The 16220-nt window shown below is 67.7% G+C and carries 15 protein-coding genes; 6 read left to right on the top strand and 9 right to left on the bottom strand.

What is annotated here, in order from left to right; translation table 11 throughout:
• Nucleotide 1: 1 nt before the first annotated feature.
• The 6 genes from AC1D2H_RS12580 to AC1D2H_RS12555 form a co-directional block, all read right to left on the bottom strand.
• Complete coding sequence (locus tag AC1D2H_RS12580; protein ID WP_478011177.1) at nucleotides 2-1231, bottom strand: efflux RND transporter periplasmic adaptor subunit; 1230 nt, start codon at nucleotides 1229-1231, stop codon at nucleotides 2-4.
• Nucleotides 1232-1424: 193 nt separating this feature from the next.
• Nucleotides 1425-2999: a peptide MFS transporter gene (locus AC1D2H_RS12575; protein ID WP_478011176.1), complete on the bottom strand. Its 1575-nt coding sequence runs from the start codon at nucleotides 2997-2999 to the stop codon at nucleotides 1425-1427.
• A gap of 133 nt (nucleotides 3000-3132) precedes the next feature.
• Nucleotides 3133-3705 carry a L,D-transpeptidase gene (locus AC1D2H_RS12570; RefSeq protein ID WP_478011175.1) on the bottom strand — a complete coding sequence of 191 codons (573 nt, stop codon included), beginning with the start codon at nucleotides 3703-3705 and terminating at the stop codon, nucleotides 3133-3135.
• A gap of 135 nt (nucleotides 3706-3840) precedes the next feature.
• Complete coding sequence (locus AC1D2H_RS12565) at nucleotides 3841-4674, bottom strand: hypothetical protein (RefSeq protein ID WP_478011174.1); 834 nt, start codon at nucleotides 4672-4674, stop codon at nucleotides 3841-3843.
• A 35-nt stretch (nucleotides 4675-4709) separates the two neighbouring features.
• A complete protein-coding gene (locus AC1D2H_RS12560) occupies nucleotides 4710-5093 on the bottom strand; it encodes a hypothetical protein (protein ID WP_477929956.1) in 384 nt (127 codons plus the stop codon).
• A gap of 173 nt (nucleotides 5094-5266) precedes the next feature.
• The gene (locus tag AC1D2H_RS12555) at nucleotides 5267-6061 is read right to left on the bottom strand and encodes an exodeoxyribonuclease III (protein WP_478011173.1); all 795 of its coding nucleotides are present in this window, start codon (nucleotides 6059-6061) and stop codon (nucleotides 5267-5269) included.
• 183 nt (nucleotides 6062-6244) lie between these two features.
• Here AC1D2H_RS12555 and AC1D2H_RS12550 point away from each other — a divergent pair, with 183 nt between their 5' ends.
• From AC1D2H_RS12550 to AC1D2H_RS12540, 3 genes are all read left to right on the top strand, one after another.
• A complete protein-coding gene (locus AC1D2H_RS12550; protein WP_478011172.1) occupies nucleotides 6245-8566 on the top strand; it encodes a TonB-dependent receptor in 2322 nt (773 codons plus the stop codon).
• A 229-nt stretch (nucleotides 8567-8795) separates the two neighbouring features.
• The gene (gene pyrE / locus AC1D2H_RS12545; protein WP_478011171.1) at nucleotides 8796-9464 is read left to right on the top strand and encodes an orotate phosphoribosyltransferase; all 669 of its coding nucleotides are present in this window, start codon (nucleotides 8796-8798) and stop codon (nucleotides 9462-9464) included.
• On the top strand, nucleotides 9464-10147 hold the full coding sequence (locus AC1D2H_RS12540; protein ID WP_477929948.1) for a hypothetical protein: 684 nt from the start codon (nucleotides 9464-9466) through the stop codon (nucleotides 10145-10147). Before pyrE ends, AC1D2H_RS12540 begins: the two co-directional genes overlap by 1 nt.
• 32 nt (nucleotides 10148-10179) lie before the next feature.
• On the opposite strand, the gene gatB is transcribed toward AC1D2H_RS12540, so the two are convergent.
• Genes gatB through gatC form a run of 3 tightly spaced genes read right to left on the bottom strand, consistent with a single transcriptional unit; the run spans nucleotide 10180 to nucleotide 13414 of the window.
• Nucleotides 10180-11628 carry an Asp-tRNA(Asn)/Glu-tRNA(Gln) amidotransferase subunit GatB gene (gene gatB, locus AC1D2H_RS12535; protein ID WP_478011170.1) on the bottom strand — a complete coding sequence of 483 codons (1449 nt, stop codon included), beginning with the start codon at nucleotides 11626-11628 and terminating at the stop codon, nucleotides 10180-10182.
• 2 nt (nucleotides 11629-11630) lie between these two features.
• Nucleotides 11631-13118, bottom strand: a complete 1488-nt coding sequence (gene gatA / locus AC1D2H_RS12530; protein WP_478011169.1) for an Asp-tRNA(Asn)/Glu-tRNA(Gln) amidotransferase subunit GatA — start codon at nucleotides 13116-13118, stop codon at nucleotides 11631-11633.
• Nucleotides 13115-13414, bottom strand: a complete 300-nt coding sequence (gene gatC / locus AC1D2H_RS12525; protein WP_477935574.1) for an Asp-tRNA(Asn)/Glu-tRNA(Gln) amidotransferase subunit GatC — start codon at nucleotides 13412-13414, stop codon at nucleotides 13115-13117. The genes gatA and gatC overlap by 4 nt, the downstream gene beginning before the upstream one ends.
• A gap of 211 nt (nucleotides 13415-13625) precedes the next feature.
• Between gatC and AC1D2H_RS12520 the strand changes: the two genes are divergently transcribed.
• The 3 genes from AC1D2H_RS12520 to mreD are packed head-to-tail and all read left to right on the top strand — an operon-like array spanning nucleotide 13626 to nucleotide 16215.
• Nucleotides 13626-14669 (top strand): rod shape-determining protein, encoded by a 1044-nt coding sequence (locus AC1D2H_RS12520; RefSeq protein ID WP_056191483.1) that lies wholly within the window; start codon nucleotides 13626-13628, stop codon nucleotides 14667-14669.
• Between the two features lie 23 nt (nucleotides 14670-14692).
• Complete coding sequence (gene mreC, locus AC1D2H_RS12515; RefSeq protein ID WP_477935577.1) at nucleotides 14693-15697, top strand: rod shape-determining protein MreC; 1005 nt, start codon at nucleotides 14693-14695, stop codon at nucleotides 15695-15697.
• Nucleotides 15694-16215, top strand: a complete 522-nt coding sequence (gene mreD / locus AC1D2H_RS12510; protein ID WP_477935579.1) for a rod shape-determining protein MreD — start codon at nucleotides 15694-15696, stop codon at nucleotides 16213-16215. The genes mreC and mreD overlap by 4 nt, the downstream gene beginning before the upstream one ends.
• Nucleotides 16216-16220: the final 5 nt, after the last annotated feature.

Below are 16220 nucleotides of genomic sequence, written 5' to 3'. Positions count from 1 at the left end.
ATTACTTCGAGGCGGCCGAAGCGGGAGCAGAAGCCGGGGCGGGAGCAGGCGCAGCACCCGGGGGAGCCGCCGGGATGGGCATGCCCTTGTCATCCACCTTCAGCACCTGCGGCGTGACCGGCGCGCCGGGGAAGGCGCGCAGCAGGCCGTCGACGATGACCAGCTCGCCGGCCTTGACGCCGTCGACGACGCGCATGCCGTCGATCAGCGCGCCCGGCGTGACCGGGCGGGGCTGCACGATGTTGTTGGCGCCGACGATGAGGACGACCTTGCGCGTCTGGTCGGTCGAGATGGCGCGGTCGGGCACGACGACGGCTTGGTAGCTGCCGCTGCCGATCAGCTTGATGCGGGCGAACAGGCCCGGCGTGAACAGGCCCTGCTTGTTGTCGAACACCGCGCGGCCGCGGATGGAGGCAGTGGCCGGGTTCAGGCGGTTGTCGACGAAGTCCATCTTGCCGGCATGCGGGTAGCCCTGCTCGTTGGACAAGCCCATCTGCACCGGGTTGGCCGCGTCGCGAGACGAGGCGCGGCTGCCCTCGCGGGCGGCGCGCATGTACTTCAGGTAGGTGGCTTCGCTGGCGTCGAAATAGGCGTAGACCTTGTCGCTGGAGACGACGGTGGTCAGCACCGGGTCGCCGACACCGACGAGATTGCCCGGCGTGACGTTGGCGCGCGAGGTGCGGCCGCTGACGGGCGCCGTGATGCTGGCGTATTCGACATTCAGCTTGGACTGCACCAGGGCGGCTTCCGCGGCCTTCTGGTTGGCCTCGGCCGAGCGCAGTGCCGAGCGCAGTTGGTCGATCTCCTGCTGGCTGACGGCGTTGATGCTGACCAGCTTCTCGGAGCGCGCCAAATCGGTGCGCGCTAAGTCGGCCTGCGTCTTGGCCGCGGCGATCTGCGCTTCGACACGGGCGACGTCGGCCTTGAAGGCGCGCGCGTCGATCGTGAACAGCGGGTCGCCCTTCCTGACGAGCTGGCCTTCCTTGAAGCGCACGGCGTCCACGGTGCCGGCAACGCGTGAGCGCACGTCGACGGTGTCGGGCGCTTCCAGGCGGGCCGTGAACTCGTCGAATTCCTGCACCTCGCGCTGGGTGGCCGGCGCCACCGACACCGGCGGCGGGCCGCCACCGTGGCCGCCCGGGCCGCCGGCGCCTTCCTGCTTCTGGCCGCAGGCGGCGAGCAGGGCGATGAGAACGGGGGTCAGGGTCAGCGCCAGATTCTTCTTGGACATGGGGGGCTCCGAATGCAAGCGGGCGACTGTAAGCACATCGCCGCGGCGCCGTTACCCCAAAACCTAAAGCCCGACCAGGCTGCTGACATTCCTTGTCAACAGGGCGGAACTGTGAACAAAAAAGCCGCCGGGCGCGGGGCCGGGCGGCTTTGGCAGTAACGCACGGGTTTCATGACCCCGTGCAGATGATTTATTAGTGGACGCCGTGCATCTTCTTCTTCATCCAGGGCGTCAGCAGCATCAGGATGACGCCGGCGCCGATGGGGATGGCCGTGAAGATCAGGAAGAAGACCGACATCGAGTACTTGGTAGAGATCTCGTCGATGTAGGCGCCGGTGGAGCCGGCCAGCTTGTTGGCAATGGCCGTGTTCAGGAACCAGACGCCGAACATCAGACCCAGCAGGCGCGCTGGCGCCAGCTTGGAGATATAGGACAGGCCCACGGGCGACAGGCAGAGCTCGCCCATGGTGTGGAAAAGATAGGCCAGGCACAGGAAGACCATGCTGACCTGGGCCGTCTTGGCGCCCGCCGGGATGCCGCTGGAGCCATAGGACAGCGCCGCGAAGCCCAGGCCCAGCAGCACCAGGCCGACGCCGAACTTGACCGGGCCGGCCGGGTTCCAGTGCTTCTCCCACATCTTGGAGAAGGCCGGCGCCAGGATGACAAGGAAGAAGGAGTTCAGCACGCCGAACCAGCTGGCCGGGACTTCCGATTGCTCCAGCGCGAACTCGCGCGCCAGCATCCACAGCACCAGGCCCCAGATGACTGCGAAGGCCAACGCCAGCAAGCCGTTGGCCAGTGCGTAGCGGCTGCCCGTGCTGCGGTTGAGCTTCCACAGCAGCCAGGTCAGGATCAGCGCCGGCAGCACGGTCATCAGCGAGTTGACGACCTTGAAGACGAAACCACTGGTGCCGACCAGGGTGCGGTCGGTGTAGTCGGCCGCGAAGATGGTCATGGAACCACCAGCCTGTTCGAAGGCGAACCAGAAGAAGATCGTGAAGAAGGAGAACACGAAGATGGCCTTCAGGCGGTCGGCCACGACATGGGCCGGCGCCTCGTCTGCCGCCGCGGCAGCAGCAAGCTTGGCGCGGTCTTCGGCCTTGGGCGGGCCGCCGATGTCGCCAAAGATGTGCTGGCTGAAATAGAACTGCAGCGCGCCCAGGATCATGAACAGGCCCGCGAGGCCGAAGCCCAGGTGCCAGGACACCTTCTCGCCGATGTAGCCGCACAGCAGGATGCCGAAGAAGGCGCCGGCGTTCACACCCATGTAGAACAGCGTGTAGCCGCCGTCACGGGCGTTGTCTTCCTTGGGACCGTAGAGCTGGCCGACGATGGCCGACACATTGGGCTTGAACAGGCCCGTGCCCAGCACGACGAGGCCGAGGCCGGCGTAAAAGCTCGGCACCGTGTTCATGAACATCGAGATGTGACCGGCCGCGATGACGAAGCCGCCGAACAGCACCGCGCGGCGCGTGCCGAGGTAGCGGTCCGCCAGATAGCCGCCCAGCACCGGCAGCAGATAGGCCATGCCCGTGTACCAGCCGTACAGCGACGTCGCCTCGGCGCGGGTCCAGCCCCAGCCGCCCTTGGCGACTTCGGTAACAAGGAAAAGCACCAGCAGGCCGCGCATGCCGTAGTAGGAGAAACGCTCCCACATCTCGGTGAAGAACAGCACGAAGAGCTGGTTGGGCTGGCCGAGGATGGTCGCCGGGGTCGGCGTCGCTCGGCCGGCCGCGGCCGGGTTGGCCACGGGGGAGGTGGTAGTCACGTCAGTCGTTCCAGGTGAAACCGCAGGAGGTGGGCGGGTAGCCCGCGCGGAAGCCTGGAATTGTCCCGCCCGCAGCGCGTTTTCCACGGACGGGCGGCCCAGGGATTGCCCTGGGTCGGCCGGCCCGCGGAACTCAGGGCGCGGCGGCGTGCGGCGTGCCCGCGGCGGCGGCGATCAGGGGTTCACGCTCCGGCAGGATGTAGACCAGGCTCTTGCCGCCGCCCAGCGTCGGCAGCACGACCTGGTCGAAGAAGGCGGGGTCGACGACGACGCAGCCCAGCGTGATGCGGCGATCTTCCAGCCTGGCGGAGGCGAGGCGCTCGGGGCGGCGTTGGCTGGCCGGCGCCGGGCGCAGGCGGTGGATGGCGAGGTTGGCGTCGTAGTCGAACCAGACGATGCGCTCGCCGTTCAGGTTGACGCCAGGCTGAGCCTCGAAGCGGCCCGATGGCGTCACGCGTTCGCTGACCTTCAGCGCCGAAGGATCCTTGCCGCGCGAGCTCTGCGGCTCCTGGTCGCCGGGCGTCAGCCCGAGCAGCACCGGCGCGCGACCGACGAGGCTGCCGTCGGCGGCGTAGATGGACAGGGTCGCCTGGCGCTTGTCGACGATGGCAAAAGGGCGGGCGTCTCCCGCGTCACCGGCGACGGGGCGTGAGATGACTTCCGCGCCCGCTGATGCGGCTGCAAGAAAGCCCGCCACGCCAGCCATGCCACATACGAAGGCCTTGGCCCGAACTGCCCAACTGCTGCCCACTCGACGCCCCTTGTCCCGGGCGGCGCAACCATCGCGCCTGCCTTGGCGGGCAGTCTAGGAAGAGGCTCTTGTAACCAACAGACAAGGAGTTCACGGTTTGGCGCTGTTACCTCGCCGTGAACCCGCCTGGGCCAGCATCTGGGGGGGCGCGGCGGCCGGGAAGAAGGCTGTCAGGGGTTGCTTTTCAGGCAGCACATAGACCACGGCGCGGCTCTGGCCCAGGTTGGGCAGCACGGTGCGCTCGAAGAAATCGACAGGAACATTGATGCAGCCCCAGCTGATGCGGTTGTCGGCCGCCGTCTTGGTGGCCAGGCGCTCCAGGCGGCGCTCCTTGGGGTCGCTGTTGATCACGCGGTGCATGGAGACGGCCGCGTCGTAGTCCACCCAGACCACCTCCTTGCCGTCGGCATTGAGGCCGGGGGCCGAGACGAAGCGGCCAGCGGGCGTCGTGCGCTCCTGCGGCTTGATCTCCTCGATGCGCTTGTTGCCGATGCCGGCCACCGTGCGGTCGCCGACGGCATAGCCGAGCAGCACGGGGCTGGTGCCGAGCAGTTGGCCGCCAGGGGTGAAGACATAGACCTGGGCACGGCGCTTGTCGACGATGGCGAAGGCGCTGCTGCCGTTGTCGGCCTCGCGCACGGCCCAGGCGGCGACGCGGGTCACGTCCAGCGGCGCGCGGACCTGGCCGAAGTCGAGCTGGCGGTCGATGACCGCGGGCGGCGACGGCTGTACCGCAGCGGAAGCCTTTGCGCTGGCCACCGGGCGGGGGGTCGGCGCCGCGAGCTTGCGCTTGAAGCTGCCGCCCGAGAAAGTGAAGAACACGGCCAGGGCCAGCGCAGCGATGACGCCGCCCTGGCCCAGGCCGATGAGGATGTCCCGCCGCCGGGCTGCGGCGGCGAGTTCGGCGCGTTCTCCGAAACGCATGGTCGGTGACGGAGGCCGCGCTCAGCCGATGACGCTCAGTGGCGGTCGGCGCGGGGGGCCGGGGTGGCCGGCTGGTCATAGCTCGGGCTCGGCGTCGTCGTGGTAGTGGTCGTGGTGGTCGTGGTGTCGCTCGGCAGCGCGGCCGTGCTGTCCACCGGCGGCGTCACCTTGGCCGGGTCATCGGCGGGGGCGGGCTGCTGGGCGATGGCGGCGTTGCTCTCGAGGGGCATGGCGGCGTTCGGATCAACCGGCGCTGCGTTCGGGTCGGCAGGTGTCTGCTCGCTCAGGGGCGCAGCGGTGGCTGCGGCCACGGGATCAGTCGGCTGCTTCTGGTCTTCGGTCTGGGCAACAGCCAAGCCGATGCCGCTGACAAGAATGGCGGCGGTCAATGCACTGGTGACGGTCTTGAGGGTGGACATTGGGAACTCCTATTCAAAGCGGGAACCGGCCTGGAGCCGGATGGCTGGGCCGGACATTTCCACCGGCTGAGGTCCACTCTAGGACGCCCGCTTCTCGCCCGGCGTCGGTGCCAAGCGTCATCTCATGTAGGAGGCTCCCCCAGCCTGTAGCGGCCGGTTACGCCGTGTTTTCGTTACAGCTTGAAGTCGTAGTCGATCGTCAGCGGTGCGTGGTCGCTGAACATCTGGCCGGTGTAGATGGCTTCCGTTCGGGCCAGGGCCGCGATGCCGGGCGTGGCCAGGTGATAGTCCAGCCGCCAACCGACGTTGTTGGCGCGCGCGGCGCCGCGGGCGCTCCACCAGGTGTATTGCTCGGCCTTGTCATTGAGCGTGCGGAAGACGTCGACCAGGCCGCCCCCTTCAGCGCCGTCATCGAACAGCGTCGTCAGCCAGGCGCGCTCCTCGGGCAGGAAGCCGCTGTTCTTCTGGTTGCCGCGCCAGTTCTTCAGGTCGATCTGCTTGTGCGCGATGTTGACGTCAGCCACCAGGATGAACTCGCGCTCGGCCTTCAGCGCCACCAGGTGCGGGTGCATCGCGGCCAGGAAACGGTACTTGACCGCCTGGCGCTCCTCGCCACTGGTGCCGCTCGGGAAGTAGACGCTGATGAGGCTGAGCTTGCGGCCGGGCTTGTCGAAACGCTTCTCGACCCAGCGGCCCTCGCTGTCGAACTCGCTGATCCCCAGACCGGTGATGAGGTCACTCGGCTCTTCACGCGTGTACAGGCCGACGCCCGAGTAGCCCTTCTTCTCGGCGTAGTGGAAATGCCCGCTGAGCTTGTCGCAATGGCGGAACTTGGCCTCCACCACATCGGCCTGTGCCTTGAGCTCCTGCACGCCCACCGCGTCGGCCTGCTGCTGGTCGAGCCACTCGAAGAAGCCCTTGCTGGCGGCGGAACGCACGCCGTTGAGATTGGCGGTGATGAAGCGCATTTGAACTAGGGAGAGGGTTGGTCCGGGGGAGTATCGCAGTGCAGCAAATGAACAACACCCACCGCACGGTTTCATCATCAAACGGTCACGCGATCTTTACGATCCCGTAGGAATCAGAGGCGTTACGAACGCCCATTTTTTCGCCCCCGCATGCCCTTACCCCCGCCAACCCGAGGATTTCCCATGCCGAACCCCCGCATTTCTCCGACCCTGCTCGCGCTCGCGCTGGTCGCGGCCTTCCCGATGCAGGCCGCCCTGGCACAGACCGCGACGGGCCCGGAGGCCAAGAAGGACGTCAGCCAGCTGGAAGCCGTCATCGTGACCGGCAGCCGCCGCGCCGAGAACCTGAAGGAAGTGCCGCTGTCGATCTCGGCGATCAAGTCCGAGGACCTGGACACCTACAACGCCAGCGGCCAGGACATCCGCGCGCTGTCCGGCAAGGTGCCGAGCCTGAACATCGAATCCGACTACGGCCGCACCTTCCCGCGCTTCTATGTGCGCGGCCTGGGCAACACCGACTTCGACATGAATGCCTCCCAGCCGGTGGGCCTGGTCTATGACGATGTCGTGCAGGAAAGCATCGCGCTGAAGGGCTTCCCGGTCTTCGACATGGCGCAGGTGGAACTGCTGCGCGGCCCGCAGGGCACGCTGTTCGGCCGCAACTCGCCGGCCGGCGTCATGAAGTTCGACTCGGCCAAGCCGACCAAGCGCCTGGAGGGCTATGCCAACGTCGGCTTCGGCCGCTGGAGCGCCGTCAACCTGGAGGCCGCCGTCAACGTGCCGGTGAACAGCGACCTGCAGCTGCGCGTGGCGGGCCTGGCCCAGCGCCAGAGCGACCGCGTCCACAACCCGCTGCCCAACGCCACGTCCGACCTCGAGGGCTACAACGACAAGGCGCTGCGCATGCAGGCCCTGTACAAGAACGGCAACTTCGAGGGTCTTTTCAAGGTCCAGGCCCGTGACTTCAAGGGCACGGCGACGACCTTCCGCGCCAACATCATGAAGCGCGGCACCAACGACCTCGTCGACGGCTACGACGACAGCTCCTACCCCACCGACGGCTACAACTCGCAGACGCTGAAGTCCAGCGAGGTCAGTGCCCGCCTGCGCTGGGACTTCGACGGCGTGTCGCTGTACTCCATCACCGCCCACGACCGCGCCAAGTTCTACAGCCGCGGCGACGTGGACGGCGGCTTCGGCTGCCGCTTCTGCGGCATCCCCGACGGCCCGAAGTACTACCCCTCCGGCTCGCAGACGCCCTATCCCTCGGTCATCCCCTTCGACGCCCAGACGGCCGACGGCATTCCCTATCTGCGCCAGACGACGCAGGAATTCCGCCTGCAGTCCAACACCAGCGCGGCCTTCCAGTGGATCGCCGGCCTGTACTACTTCAACGAGAAGCTGCAGGTCGACAGCTTCAACTTCGACAGCTTCGCCGTCGGCGACCCGCAGAACGGCTACGCCGTGCAGCACCAGCAGGCCAAGTCCTGGGCGGCCTTCGGCAACGTGAAGTTCGCCGTCACGCCGGACTTCAAGCTCACCGCCGGCCTGCGCTACACCGACGACAAGAAGGACTTCGACGCCGTGCGCACCTGGACGCCGGGCAAGGCGCCCAACGTCGACATCATCGGCCCCTTCTACACCCACCCCAAGTCCACCAACTGGAGCTGGGACGTCGGCGCCAACTACAACATCGACAAGTCCACCAGCGTGTTCGCGCGCGTCGCCACCGGCTACCGTGCACCGTCCATCCAGGGCCGCGTGCTGTTCGGTGATTCGATCTCCATCGCGAACTCCGAGAAGGTGCTGTCCGTCGAGGCCGGCTTCAAGGCCGACCTGCTGGACAACACCGCCCGCATCAGCGGCACGGTGTTCAAGTACCGCGTGAAGGACATGCAGCTGACGGCCGGCTCGGGTTCGACCAACCAGAACCGCCTCGTCAACGCCGCCAAGGCCGAGGGCCAGGGCTTCGAGCTGGACGCACAGGCCATCATCGCGCGCGACTGGCGCACGACGCTGGGCTTCTCGTACAACGACACGAAGATCAAGGATGCCAACCTCTTCGTGCTGCCCTGCGGCAATGCCGGCTTCCAGTTCCTGGAAGCCAACACCGGTTGCACGGTGCTGGATCCGGCCGGCCCGCTGGCCGGCACCGTCAGCATCAACGGCAACCCGCTGCCGCGCGCACCCAAGGTCACCTGGAACTGGACGCTCAAGTACAGCGTCGAGATCGGCGCCGGCGAGCTGAGCGTGCTGACCGACTGGGCCTACAAGGACAAGTACAACATGTTCCTGTACGAGGCGGTCGAGTACAAGGCCAAGTCGGCCCTGGAAGGCGGCCTGCGCGTCGGCTACGGCTGGGCCAACGGCAAGTACGAGGTGGCGGCCTACTCGCGCAACATCACCAACCACCGCCAGGTCGTCGCCGCCATCGACTTCGACAACCTGACCGGTATCGTCAACGAGCCCCGCAGCTACGGCGTTCAATTCAAGGCCAGTTTCTAGTCCTTGAGGGATGGACCTGACCGTGTACTCACGGGCAGCTCTGTCCTCAACTGATCCAGCGGGTTCTTGAGGGGCGGACCTGGCCAGGTACTCCTGGACAGCTCGGCCCCCAACTGGTTCAGCGCAAGACGACAAGCGGGCCCCGCCCGCGACTTGGTGAAAACCACGGACGGCCCGGCCTCCTTCTAGGGGTCGGGCCTGTTTTTTTGACCCCTAGAATCTTTGTCACATGTCCGCCGCGCCCACCGACTCTCTCGCCCAGTCCTTTGTCGCCTTCGCCGTCGAGGCGGGCGTGCTGCGCTTCGGCGAGTTCAAGACCAAGGCCGGCCGGCTCAGTCCCTACTTCTTCAACGCCGGCCTGTTCGATGACGGCGCCAAGCTCGGCCGCCTGGCTGGCTTCTATGCCGAACGCCTGATCGCTTCAGGCCTGCCGTTCGACATGATCTTCGGCCCGGCCTACAAGGGCATCACGCTGGCGGCGGCCGTGTCCATGGAGCTGGCGCGGCGCGGCCGCAACCTGCCCTTCGCCTACAACCGCAAGGAAGCCAAGGACCACGGCGAAGGCGGCACCCTGGTCGGTGCGCCGGTGAAAGGCCGCGTGCTCATCATCGACGACGTCATTTCCGCCGGCACCTCGGTGCGCGAGTCCATCCAGATGATCGAAGCTGCCGGCGCCACGCCTTGCGGCGTCACCATCGCATTGGACCGCCAGGAAAAGGCGGCCGAAGGCGGCGTGGACAGCCCGTTGTCGGCCGTGCAGCAGGTACAGCAGCGCTACAACCTGCCCGTCGTCGCCGTGGCAGGTCTTGCCGACTTGCTGGCCTATCTGGAGGACGCGCCCGAACTGGCCGCCCACCGCCCGGCCGTGCTGGCCTACCGCGAGCGTTACGGGGTCTGATGCGCGTCCTGCCCGTCGTTGCCGGATTGTTCCTCGCCAGCACCGCGCTGGCGCAGGACGCCACGCCCGCCAAGGGCATCTACACCTGCACGACGGCCGACGGCCGCAAGTTGACGGGCGACCGCCCGATTCCCGAATGCGTGGCGCGTGAACAGCGCGTGCTCAACCCCGATGGTTCTCAGCGCGCGACGCTGCCGCCCTTCCTCAGCCCCGAGGACCGAGCTGCCAAGGAGGCCGCCGACCGCCGCGCCGCCGCCGACCGCCTCGCCCAGCAGGACGCCATCCGCCGTGACCGCTCGCTGATGCTGCGCTACCCCACCGAGGCCTCGCACCTGCGGGCGCGCAACACCGCGCTGGACGATTCGAACAAGGCCATGCGCAGCTCCGAGCGCCGCATCAAGGACCTCAACGTCGAGCGCAAGCCGCTGCTGGACGAAGCCGAGTTCTACAAGGGCAAGCCGCTGCCGGCCAAGCTCAAGCAGCAGCTGGACGCCAACGACGCCAGCATCGAGGCCCAGGAAGTTCTCATCGAGAACCAGAAGGCCGAACTCGTGCGCATCAACAAAACCTTCGACGCCGAACTCAGCCGGCTGAAGAAGCTCTGGAGTGGTGCCACGCCGGGCTCGCTGCCTCCGCTCGGTGAGTTGCCGCCGACGGCGCCGCCACCGACGCCCAAGCGCTGAAATCGGCCTCAGAGAAACCCTGAGGCCAATGTTCAACCAAGTTTCTTCTTCAGCAGCTCGTTGACCAGGGCCGGGTTGGCCTTGCCCTTGGTCGCCTTCATCGCCTGGCCGACCAGCGCATTGAAGGCCTTGTCCTTGCCAGAGCGGTACTCGTCCACCGACTTCTGGTTGGCCGCCAGCACCTCGTCGAGGATGGCTTCGATGGCGCCGGTGTCGCTGACCTGCTTCAGGCCCTTGGCTTCGATGACGGCGTCCACGTCGGTGGCCTCGCCGCTCCACAGTGCCTCGAACACCTGCCTGGCGGCGTTGTTCGAGATCGTGCCGTCGGTGATGCGCGCGATCAGCGCGCCGAGCAGCGCGGGGCCAACCGGCGCCGCGTCGATCTCACGGTCTTCGGCATTCAACCGGCGCGAGATCTCGCCCATGACCCAGTTCGCCACCAGCTTCGGTTGCGCGCCCGCGGCCTTGGTGGCCTCGTAGTAGCGCGCCGTCGCCAGGCTCTGCGTCATCATCGTCGCGTCATAGGCAGGCAGGCCGTCGACGCTCTCGAAGCGCGCCGCCATCACGCGCGGCAGTTCGGGCATCTCGCCCTTGACGCGCTCCACCCATTCCGGCGCAATGACCAGCGGCGGCAGGTCGGGGTCGGGGAAGTAGCGGTAGTCGGCCGAGTCCTCCTTGCTGCGCATCGCGCGGGTCTCGCCGGTGTCGGGGTTGTAGAGGATGGTGGCCTGCTGGATCTTGCGGCCGTCCTCGATCTCGTCGATCTGCCAGTTGACCTCGTAGTTCACGGCGTCCAGCAGGAAGCGGAAGCTGTTGAGGTTCTTGATCTCGCGCCGCGTGCCATAGGGCTCGCCGGGCTTGCGCACCGACACGTTGACGTCGCAGCGGAAGGAGCCTTCCTGCATATTGCCGTCGCAGATGCCCAGCCACATCACCAACGCATGCAGCGTCTTGGCGTACTCGGCGGCCTCGGCGCCCGAGCGCATGTCGGGCTCGGAGACGATCTCCAGCAGCGGCGTGCCGGCGCGGTTCAGGTCGATGCCCGACTGGCCGTGATAGTCCTCATGCAGGCTCTTGCCCGCGTCTTCCTCGAGGTGGGCGCGGGTCAGGTTGACCTTGTGCTTCACGTCGCCGACGAAGAACTCGACCGAGCCGCCCTGCACCACCGGGATCTCGAACTGGCTGATCTGGTAGCCCTTGGGCAGGTCGGGGTAGAAGTAGTTCTTGCGCGCGAAGATGGACAGCGGCGCCACCTTGGCGCCGACCGCCAGGCCGAAGCGGATGGCGCGCTCGACGGCGGCACGGTTCAGCACCGGCAGCGTGCCCGGCAGCGCCAGGTCCACCGGCGAGGCCTGGGTGTTGGGCGCCGCGCCGAAGGCGGTCGAGCTGCCACTGAAGATCTTGCTCTGCGTGGAGAGCTGGACGTGGTTTTCGAGGCCGATGACGACCTCATAACCGCGGATGAGCTTGGAAGTAGGCATGTTCAGAATCCTGCCGGGGCGCGCTGGTGCCAGTCGGTCGCCTGTTGAAGCGCGTGGGCCGTGTGCAGCAGTTGCCCTTCCTTGAAGTAGTTGCCGATCAGTTGCAGGCCGACCGGCATGCCGCCCGCGCCGGTGCCCACGGGCACGCTCATGCCGGGCAGGCCGGCCAGCGAGCCGGGCAGCGTGAAGATGTCGGCCAGATAGGCCTGGGTCGGGTCGTCCTTGCCTTCGCCATGCTTCCAGGCGACGGTGGGCGCCACCGGGCCGGCGATGACGTCGCACTGCACGAAGCATTGCTGGAAGTCGTCCGCGATCATGCGGCGCAGCTTCTGGGCCTGCAGGTAGTAGGCGTCGTAGTAGCCGTGCGAGAGCACATAGCTGCCGATCATGATGCGGCGCTTGACCTCGGGGCCGAAGCCTTCGGCACGCGTCTTCTTGTACATATCGAGCAGATCGTCGTACTTGGCGGCACGATGGCCGAACTTGACGCCATCGAAGCGACTCAGGTTGGAGCTCGCCTCGGCCGGGGCAATGATGTAGTACACCGGGATGGCCAGTTCGGTACGGGGCAGGCTGACATCCACCAATGTGGCGCCCAGCTTCTCCAGTTCGGCCAGACCGGCGCGCACGGCGGCGTTCACATCCGCCGACAGGCCGGCCGGGAAGAACTCCTTGGGCAGTCCGACGCGCAGACCCGCCAGCGGCTTGCCGGCAGCAGCGCCCTCGCGGGCCACCAGCATCTGCGTGTGGAAGTCCTGCGGTGGCTGCTGCACGCTGGTGGCGTCGCGCTCGTCGAAGCCGCTCATGCTGGACAGCAGCAGTGCGCAGTCCTCGGCCGAGCGGGCCATGGGGCCGGCCTGGTCCAGGCTGGAGGCAAAGGCGATCATCCCGTAACGCGAGCACACGCCATAGGTCGGCTTGATGCCGGTGATGCCGGTGAAGCTGGCCGGCTGGCGGATGGAGCCGCCGGTGTCGGTGCCCGTCGTGCCGGGCACGAGGCGCGCAGCCACGGCCACGGCCGAGCCGCCGGACGAGCCGCCGGGCACGCGGCTGACGTCCCAGGGGTTGTGGGCCGGGCCGTAGGCGCTGTTCTCGTTGGCCGAACCCATCGCGAACTCGTCGCAGTTCAGCTTGCCCAGGCTCACCGTGCCGGCCGCGTTCAGCCGGGCCACGACGGTGGCGTCGAAGGGGCTGCGATAGCCGGCCAGGATCTTGGAGCCGGCCGTCGTCGGCATGTCGGCCGTGACGTAGATGTCCTTGTGCGCGATCGGCACGCCGGTCAGTGGGCCGGCCTGGCCAGCGGCCAGCGCCGCGTCGGCGGCGGTCGCGCGAGCCAGGGCACCCTCGGCATCGACGTGCAGGAAGGCGCCGAGGCTGGCGTGGGCGGCGATGCGGTCCAGCAGGCCTTGCGTGGCCTCGCGGCTGGAGACGGCACGGTTCTTCAGGGCGGCGGCCAGCTCGGCCACGCCCATGTCGTGAACGGGCTTCATTCGATGACCTTGGGAACGAGGAAGAGGCCGTCCTCGACGGCCGGGGCGCTGCGCTGGTTCAGCTCGCGCTGATTGCTCTCCGTGACGGCGTCGTCGCGCAGGCGCAATTCCACCTGCTGGATGGCCGACAGCGGCGTGTACAGCGGCTCAACGCCGGCGGTGTCGACGGCGCTCATCTGGTCCACGATCTTGAAGAAATCGTTCAGGTTGCCCAGCAGCGCCTCGGATTCGGCGGGCTGCAACTCCAGCCGCGCCAGGTTGGCGATGCGGCTCACATCGTCGGGGGTGAGGCTCATGGGTGCGTTTTCAGGTGTAAGGATTGAGCCGAAAACCCAGTGGCAGCGGGCTCAAAACGAAGGGGTTCGGTTATTATCGCCGCCCATCTTCATGGCCTTCGGGGCTGCCCATTCAGCGACGCGTTTCGTCGCCGGCCGGGCGGCCTCTTGGCTTTCCAGACCCCCCGTTTTCCCCAGCCGCGCCCCGCAGGCGAGGCTCTTCGCGCCCACCATGTTCGCCTCCCTGCGCCGCTATTTCTCGACCGACCTCGCCATCGACCTCGGCACCGCCAACACCCTGATCTACGTGCGCGGCAAGGGCATCGTCCTTGACGAGCCGTCGGTCGTGTCGATCCGCCACGAGGGCGGCCCCAACGGCAAGAAGACCATCCAGGCCGTCGGCCGCGAGGCCAAGGCCATGCTGGGCAAGGTGCCCGGCAACATCGAGGCCATCCGCCCGATGAAGGACGGCGTCATCGCCGACTTCACGGTCACCGAGCAGATGCTCAAGCAGTTCATCAAGATGGTCCACGACTCGAAGACGTTCAAGCCGTCGCCGAGGATCATCATCTGCGTGCCCTGCGGCTCCACCCAGGTGGAGCGCCGCGCCATCCGTGAGAGCGCCCTGGGCGCCGGCGCCAGCGAGGTCTACCTGATCGAGGAACCCATGGCAGCCGCCATCGGTGCCGGCCTGCCGGTGGCCGAGGCCTCGGGCTCGATGGTGGTCGACATCGGCGGCGGCACGACGGAAGTCGGCGTCATCTCGCTGGGTGGCATGGTCTACAAGGGCTCGGTCCGCGTCGGCGGCGACAAGTTCGACGAAGCCATCATCAACTACATCCGCCGCAACTACGGCATGCTGATCGGCGAGCCCACCGCCGAAGCCATCAAGAAGAACATCGGCTCGGCCTTCCCCGGCTCCGAGGTCAAGGAGATGGAGGTCAAGGGCCGCAACCTCTCCGAAGGCGTGCCGCGCAGCTTCACGATCTCGTCCAACGAGATCCTGGAGGCGCTCACCGACCCGCTCAACCAGATCGTCTCCGCCGTGAAGAACGCGCTGGAGCAGACGCCGCCCGAGCTGGGCGCCGACATCGCCGAGCGCGGCATGATGTTGACCGGTGGCGGCGCGCTGCTGCGCGACCTGGACCGCCTGCTGGGCGAGGAAACCGGCCTGCCGGTGCTCGTTGCCGAAGACCCGCTGACCTGCGTCGTGCGCGGTTGTGGCATGGCGCTGGAGCGCATGGAACGTCTCGGTTCCATCTTCACTTCGGAATAAGCTGCTAACCCGCCAGGCGCTCGATGCCCCTCGGCACCCTAGACCGCACCCCCCCGCCGTTCTTCCGCCAGGGTCCGTCGGCGCTGACCAAGCTCGCGCTGTGCTCGGCGCTCGCGCTGTTGCTGATGGTGGCGGACGCCCGCTTCAAGCTGATGCTGCCGGTGCGCGCCACCTTCGCGCTGGTGCTGCACCCGGTGCAGCGCCTGCTGCTGACGCCCGTGGACGCCTGGGAGACGGCGGGCGACTACCTGCGCGGCACCAAGCGCGCCATGGAGGCCGAAGACCAGGCCCGCCGCCAGCTCGCCCAGCAGGCCGAGCGCCTGTCGCGCGCCGAGGCCCTGCAGGCGGAGAACGAACACCTGCGCAAGCTGCTGGGCCTGAAGCCGTCGCTGAACGTGCCCTCGATGCCGGCCGAAGTGCTGTTCGAGGCGCCCGATCCCTTCTCGCGCCGCGTCGTCATCGACCGCGGTGCCGCGCTGGGCGTGGCGGCCGGCTCGCCGGTCATCAACGAGGCCGGCGTGCTGGGGCAGGTGACGCGCGTCTACCCGTTGTCTGCCGAAGTCACGCTGCTGACCGACAAGGAAGCCGCCATCCCGCTACTGAACGCGCGCACGCAGATGCGCAACGCCGCGGCCGGCCGCTCCGACGGCTCGGGCATGGAGCTGCGCTTCCTGGCCGCGAACGCGGACATCAAGGTGGGTGACCTGATGACGACCTCCGGCCTGGACGGCGTCTACCCGCCGGGCCTGCCGGTCGCCAAGGTCAGCGTCGTCGAACGGCGCGGCGACTCCAGCTTCGCGCAGGTGCTGCTGGCGCCCATCGCCCAGCCCGACAGCGCCCGCCACGTGCTCATCCTGCTGCCGCAGGACCGCCATCTGTCGGCCAAGAAGGAGGCTGAGGCCGCCACGGCCGAAGAAGCAGCCTCGGCCGCGGCCACCAAGGCGGCCATCCGCGCCGTCAAGAAGGCCGAGCGCGCCGAAAAGGCGGCCGAGAAGGCCGCCGCCAAGGCTTCGGGAGCATCTCAATGATCATGCCGCGCGCCGCCGACCAGCTGCTGCTGCCGGTCAACCCTCTGTTCATCGGCTTCACGCTGCTCGTCGCGCTGATGATCGACATGGTGCCCGCCGGCCGGGTCGCGGCCACGCCCGATGTGCTGGCCGTCGTGCTGGTCTTCTGGGGCGTGCACCAGCCGCGGCGCATCGGCGTGCTGTGGGCCTTCATCTTCGGCCTGGCCATCGATGTCCACGACGGCGCGCTGCTTGGCCAGCATGCCCTGGCCTACAGCGGCCTGAGCTTCGGCGCCATCACGCTGCACCGCCGCCTGACCTGGTTCCCCCTCTTTGCCCAGGCCGTGCAGGTGCTGCCGCTGTTCTTCGCCGCCCACGCGCTGGCGCTGATCGTGCGGATGATCATCGGTGGCATGTGGCCGGGCTGGGGCGTGCTGCTGGCGCCGGTCTTCGAGGCCGCGTTGTGGCCGATTGCGAGCTTCCTGCTGCTGGCGCCGCAGCGCCGCGCGCCGGACCGCGACGCGCATCGACCGCTCTAGCAACC

It is taken from the genome of Roseateles sp. P1_C1_2, assembly GCF_056406535.1.
Note: the sequence above shows the minus strand (reverse complement) of the source record. Positions and strands in the feature narration are given on the sequence as shown.

Bases quoted from the DNA above. Each gene is read 5' to 3' on its own strand.
- AC1D2H_RS12565 (WP_478011174.1), bottom strand. From the start codon at position 4,674: ATGCGTTTCGGAGAACGCGCCGAACTCGCCGCCGCAGCCCGGCGGCGG.
- AC1D2H_RS12550 (WP_478011172.1), top strand. From the start codon at position 6,245: ATGCCGAACCCCCGCATTTCTCCGACCCTGCTCGCGCTCGCGCTGGTC.
- pyrE (WP_478011171.1), top strand. From the start codon at position 8,796: ATGTCCGCCGCGCCCACCGACTCTCTCGCCCAGTCCTTTGTCGCCTTC.
- AC1D2H_RS12520 (WP_056191483.1), top strand. From the start codon at position 13,626: ATGTTCGCCTCCCTGCGCCGCTATTTCTCGACCGACCTCGCCATCGAC.
- mreC (WP_477935577.1), top strand. From the start codon at position 14,693: ATGCCCCTCGGCACCCTAGACCGCACCCCCCCGCCGTTCTTCCGCCAG.
- AC1D2H_RS12570 (WP_478011175.1), bottom strand. From the start codon at position 3,705: ATGGCTGGCGTGGCGGGCTTTCTTGCAGCCGCATCAGCGGGCGCGGAA.
- AC1D2H_RS12555 (WP_478011173.1), bottom strand. From the start codon at position 6,061: ATGCGCTTCATCACCGCCAATCTCAACGGCGTGCGTTCCGCCGCCAGC.
- gatA (WP_478011169.1), bottom strand. From the start codon at position 13,118: ATGAAGCCCGTTCACGACATGGGCGTGGCCGAGCTGGCCGCCGCCCTG.
- AC1D2H_RS12540 (WP_477929948.1), top strand. From the start codon at position 9,464: ATGCGCGTCCTGCCCGTCGTTGCCGGATTGTTCCTCGCCAGCACCGCG.
- AC1D2H_RS12560 (WP_477929956.1), bottom strand. From the start codon at position 5,093: ATGTCCACCCTCAAGACCGTCACCAGTGCATTGACCGCCGCCATTCTT.
- gatB (WP_478011170.1), bottom strand. From the start codon at position 11,628: ATGCCTACTTCCAAGCTCATCCGCGGTTATGAGGTCGTCATCGGCCTC.
- AC1D2H_RS12580 (WP_478011177.1), bottom strand. From the start codon at position 1,231: ATGTCCAAGAAGAATCTGGCGCTGACCCTGACCCCCGTTCTCATCGCC.
- gatC (WP_477935574.1), bottom strand. From the start codon at position 13,414: ATGAGCCTCACCCCCGACGATGTGAGCCGCATCGCCAACCTGGCGCGG.
- mreD (WP_477935579.1), top strand. From the start codon at position 15,694: ATGATCATGCCGCGCGCCGCCGACCAGCTGCTGCTGCCGGTCAACCCT.